The 4,989-nt window shown below is 60.7% G+C and carries 4 protein-coding genes; 2 read left to right on the forward strand and 2 right to left on the reverse strand.

Going from position 1 to position 4,989, the window contains the following annotated elements; translation table 11 throughout:
• Both AC1DUU_RS22615 and AC1DUU_RS22620 read left to right on the forward strand, forming a co-directional pair.
• Positions 1-1,006 (forward strand): UbiD family decarboxylase (locus AC1DUU_RS22615; RefSeq protein WP_476785629.1); only part of this gene is annotated, 1,006 nt, incomplete at its 5' end.
• 26 nt (positions 1,007-1,032) lie between these two features.
• Positions 1,033-1,659: a UbiX family flavin prenyltransferase gene (locus tag AC1DUU_RS22620; protein ID WP_476785630.1), complete on the forward strand. Its 627-nt coding sequence runs from the start codon at positions 1,033-1,035 to the stop codon at positions 1,657-1,659.
• Between the two features lie 72 nt (positions 1,660-1,731).
• On the opposite strand, the gene AC1DUU_RS22625 is transcribed toward AC1DUU_RS22620, so the two are convergent.
• Both AC1DUU_RS22625 and AC1DUU_RS22630 read right to left on the reverse strand, forming a co-directional pair.
• Positions 1,732-2,742 (reverse strand): CobW family GTP-binding protein, encoded by a 1,011-nt coding sequence (locus tag AC1DUU_RS22625; protein ID WP_476785631.1) that lies wholly within the window; start codon positions 2,740-2,742, stop codon positions 1,732-1,734.
• The coding region (locus AC1DUU_RS22630) for a xanthine dehydrogenase family protein molybdopterin-binding subunit (RefSeq protein ID WP_476785632.1) at positions 2,742-4,989 on the reverse strand (2,248 nt) is incomplete at its 5' end. The genes AC1DUU_RS22625 and AC1DUU_RS22630, both read right to left, overlap by 1 nt.

Below are 4,989 nucleotides of genomic sequence, written 5' to 3' on the forward strand. Positions count from 1 at the left end.
GCCGATGCTGAAGCATTTCGCGACCGATCGGGCGAAGTACATCACCAGCGGCATCATCATTGCCGAGCACCCAGAAACCGGTGCCGGCAATCTCAGCTACCACCGCGCCATGGTCCATTCGAAGAACGAGCTGGCGACCAGCCTGCATTCTCGTRGCCACCTCTGGCGCCTGCTCAACATGGCCAAAGACCGTGGCGAACCGCTGAAAGTCGCCATGGTCATCGGCGCGCATCCGCTGTTCATGATCGCGGCGTCGGCGCGGCTCGCTTTCGGCGAGGACGAACGCGACATCGCCGGAGGCCTGCTCGGCGAACCGCTGGATGTGGTGCGGACGCCGAAATACGGCATTCGCGTGCCTGCCTATGCCGAATTCGTGCTGGAAGGCATCATCGAGCCCGAGGCTCATGTCGCCGAAGGGCCATTCGGTGAGTTCACCGGCTACTCGTCTGACAGGTCGACCAACAATCTGTTTCGAGTCGAAACCTTCATGCGCCGCAAGGATGCGATGCTGATAAGCGTCGCCGGCGGCAACTCGTCCGAGCACCTCAATTTGGGGCGCGTGCCGCGCGAAGCCGAAATGGTCGAGAAGCTGAAGCAGCGTTTTCCGAGCGTTACGGCCGTGCACTATCCGGCCTCAGGCACGCATTTTCATGCCTATGTCGCGCTCAACCAGACGCGACCCGGCGAGGCGCGGCAGATCATGCTCGGGCTACTCGGCTGGGACGCCTATCTCAAGACAGTGATTGCAGTCGACGCCGATGTCGACATCACGCGCGACTCCGAAGTGCTTTGGGCGTTGTCGGCCCATTTCCAGCCGCATCGCGACGTGGTCATCATCGAAGGCTTGCYTGGCAACGCGCTGGATCCGTCGGCGTCCGGCGTCGGCACAACGTCGCGCATGGGTTTGGACGCGACGCGTGGCCCCGATTTTCACGGCGTCTTGGCCAAGATCGGCGATGATGCGTTTGCGCGGGCTTCTGAAATTCTCGGCAGGATCGATCGTTAGGGGCAGAAAACGCGGAGGACAAGCCGATGTTCAGAGATAGCGCGATACGCAAGCGACTGGTCATCGGCATTAGCGGTGCTTCCGGTGTCATCTATGGCATTCGTTTGCTGGAAGTCCTGCGTGAACTCGATGTCGAAACCCACCTTGTTGTTTCGCGCGCAGCCCAAATCACGCTTGCCATGGAAACCGACTACAAGCTTGCCGACGTTGAAAAGCTGGCGACTGCCGTTCATTCCAACAAGGACGTCGGTGCGGCCTGTTCCAGTGGATCGTTCAGGACAATGGGCATGATCGTGGCGCCTTGTTCGGTGAAGACGCTGTCGGAGATCGCGACGGGGGCAACTTCTTCGCTGCTGGCGCGTGCAGCCGACGTCACGCTCAAGGAGCGCCGGCGCCTGGTTTTGATGCTGCGCGAGACGCCGCTGCATCTCGGTCATATCCGCTCGATGGCGCAGGTGACGGAAGCCGGCGCCATCATCTGTCCGCCGGTTCCAGCGTTCTACACGCGTCCGCTAACGCTTGACGACATGGTCAATCATACCGTTGGGCGCGTGCTAGACCTGTTCGATATCGACGCGGGTCTGGCCCATCGCTGGACCGGCCGGCGTGCCGACGCCGCTCTGGAGACGTCGGCTTCGCTGCTGCCGCAATAACCCCCGATAACTTCACCGCACAAAGAAAACGAGGCTGGCGTGAGCCAGCCTCGCAGGGATCGCCTACGCTGGTCAGGCGAGGCAGGCGCGCAACCCCGCTTCGAGTTCCGCGCGGTTCAGTTTGCGGCCGATGAACACCAGCTTGCTGTAAGCCTTGTCCTTGCCCCAGACATGGTCGGGCCGGAAATCAATCAGCTTGTGCACGGCCTGAAGAACGAAGAAACGTTGATCGCCCTTGATTTCGAGAATGCCCTTGGTTCGGAAAATATCGTCGCCGCGGGCTTCCAAGAGATCAGAAAGGAATTCCGACAGCCGATTGTGGTCGAACGGCTCGTCGAACACGAAGGACTCAGAGCTGACCGTAGCATCATGTGTGTGATCGTGGTGGTGATGATGATCCAGATTGAGCAACTGGGCCCGCTCCGCGACGTAAGACGGCGCAAAACCGCTGATGCCCAGGATGTTCGAAAGCTCCACCTTTCCGTAGCTTGAACGCACAATCTCCGCGGTCTGGTTGAGCTTGCCCATGTTGCGTTCGAGCGTCTCTATGTCGTCTACAGAGACGAGGTCGATCTTGTTGATCACAATACGATCAGCGGCGACGATCTGATCCACCGCCTGATTGCTGCGCCCGTCAAGGATCGGATCATCGACATGTTGACCGATATGTTTGGCATCCACGAGCGTGACGATGCCGTCGAGCTTCACATGCTTGCCGATCTCCTGGTCGACGAAAAAGGCGGTAGCGACTGGCGTTGGATCGGCAAGGCCGCTGGTCTCGACCAGGATGTGGTCGAACTTGTCCTTGCGCGCGAGCAGCTTCTGCAGGATTTCGATGAGGTCGTTGCGCACGTCGACGAAGCAGCAGATGCAGCCATTCTGCATCTGGTATATCTCTTCCTCCGAAGCGAGGACCAGATCGGAGTCGACGTCGACTTCGCCGAACTCGTTTTCGATCACTGCGATGCGGTGGCCGTGTCGTTCGGTGAGAATGTGGTTCAGCAGGGTGGTTTTGCCCGCCCCTAGGAAGCCTGTGAGGATCGTGACCGGGATCTTGCCGTCGTGGATTTGGTTGGTCTGCATCACTGCCTCTTTTTGCTGTTTTTTGCCTTGAGTGCGTTCAGCACCTGCTCGGGCGTTATCGGGTAATGGCGGAAGCGGACGCCGATGGCGTCGTAGATCGCGTTGGCGATGGCCGGTCCAATCGCGATGATGGGATCTTCGCCGATGCCCTTGGCGCCGTAGGGGCCACCTGGATCCGGCGCCGTTTCCAGGATGATGGTGCGGATAGGCGGCATGTCCATCGACAGCGGCATCTTGTAGTCGACGAAGCTGGGGTTGAGCGAGCGGCCATTGGTGAGGTCAATGACGTAGTCCTCGCTCAACGTGTGCCCGATGCCCTGCTGGATACCGCCTTCGATCTGGCCTGCGGCTGCAATGGGGTGGATGACCTTACCTATCTCATGCACCGGAACGACCTGGAGGACTGCGACTTCACCGGTCTCGGTGTCGACATCCACTTCGGCAAAATGCGCGCCGAAGGAATAGGACTTCGTCGGCATGTAGGTTCCGACGCCAACCAACTGGATGGCAGGCATGCCGCGCCGCGGCCCGACCGCTTCCGCGAGGCTGACGCTGCGGTTCGAGCCGCTCGTGGACACGATGATACCGTCGCGGATCGTCAGTTCGGCCGGCGTTGTTTCGAGTAGCGGAGCCGTGTGATTGAGGATCTGGTCGCGCACCTCCGCCGCCGCGATCTGCGCCGCCCGTCCGCCCATATAGGTCGTGTGGCTGGCGAAGGCGCCGATGTCCCATGGGACGATATCGGTGTCACCTTGAACGACTGAGACCGTCTCGAACGGTACGCCTAGTTCTTCGGCAACGATTTGCGACAACGCCGTGTGCGCGCCTGTGCCGAGGCCCGCGGTACCGGTGATGAGCGTCACAGTGCCGTCCTCGTTCATCTTGACGATGGCATTGCCCTGCTCTTTGATGCCGGGATAGGCGCTCGACCCGTGCATCTCGCAGCCGATGCCAAAGCCACGCCGCTTGACGCCCGTCGACTTGCTGCGCTTCCGGAGATTGCTCCAGTCGGTTTCTTCCATGACACGGCGGATGCAGTCCTCCAGGCCGTGCCCGACGATGGGATGGCCCGATGGGGCGATGTCGCCTTCGCGTACTGCATTCATCAACTTGAATTCGGCTGGATCGAAGCCGAGCTTTTCCGCCGCCTCGTCGATCATCAGGTCTAAAGCATAGTAAGTCTGCACCACGCCATAGCCACGAAACGCCCCGGCAATCGGCGTGTTGGTGTAAATGCAGCGGCCTTCGAGGCGGATGTTTTCGCAACGGTAGAGCGAGGTCAAAGCTGCTGTGCCGACATTGGTTACGCCCGGACCGTGCGAGCCATAGGCGCCCGAATTGAAGGTGATCTTGGCCTCACGCGCAACGATGCGGCCGTCCTTGGTGAAGCCCTGCTTCAGCCAGATCTTGCCGGGATGGCGCGAACGGCCGCCAAGGAACGTTTCCTTGCGCGTGAATTCCATGCGCACCGGCCGGCCGGTTTCCTTGGCGAGCAGTGCGCAGAGGAACTCGTGCTGGAACAGATCCTGTTTTGCACCGAAACCGCCGCCCATATGCTCGACCAGCACGCGAACCTTGTTGAGCGGGATGCCGAGAACCTCTGCCAGCGTGCCACGCACCATGAAGGCACTCTGCGTCGAGGTCCACATCGTCAGCTTGCCGTTGCCGTCCCACTGGCTGACGCAGACGTTGGGCTCCATATAGGCCGGCGTTGGCCGACCAAGATCATACTCTCGCTCGAGGATCAGGTCGGCCTCGGCGAAGCCCTTGTCGACGTCGCCGCGATTGACTGTCACCGTCGGCAGGACATTGTTGTTGTCCAGCCCATTGTCGTGGATTGCGGATGCGCCTGCCTTCATTGCGTCTTCGATGGTGAAGGCGGTCGGCAGTGGCTCGTACTCGACCTCGATCAGCTCGACGGCGCGCTCAGCGATCTCTTCGGAGATTGCGACCACGGCGGCGACGCCTTCGCCCCAGTAGCGAACCTTGTCTTCCAGAATGTACTGGTCCTTGGTCACCGAGGCCGAGCGCGGGTGTGRCGAACCCGAGTGCAGAACGTGGGGCACGTTCTGGTGGGTCAGCACCGCCTTCACGCCCTTGAGAGCTAGCGCCTTGCTGGTGTCGATGCTCTTGATCTTGGCATGAGCAATGTTGCTGCGCTTCATCTTGGCATGCAGCATGCCTGGCAATGCTACGTCACCGGCGTATCGCGCCGTACCCGTGACCTTTTCCAGCGTGTCGGAGCGC

The organism is Aminobacter sp. P4_H6_2 (assembly GCF_056400805.1).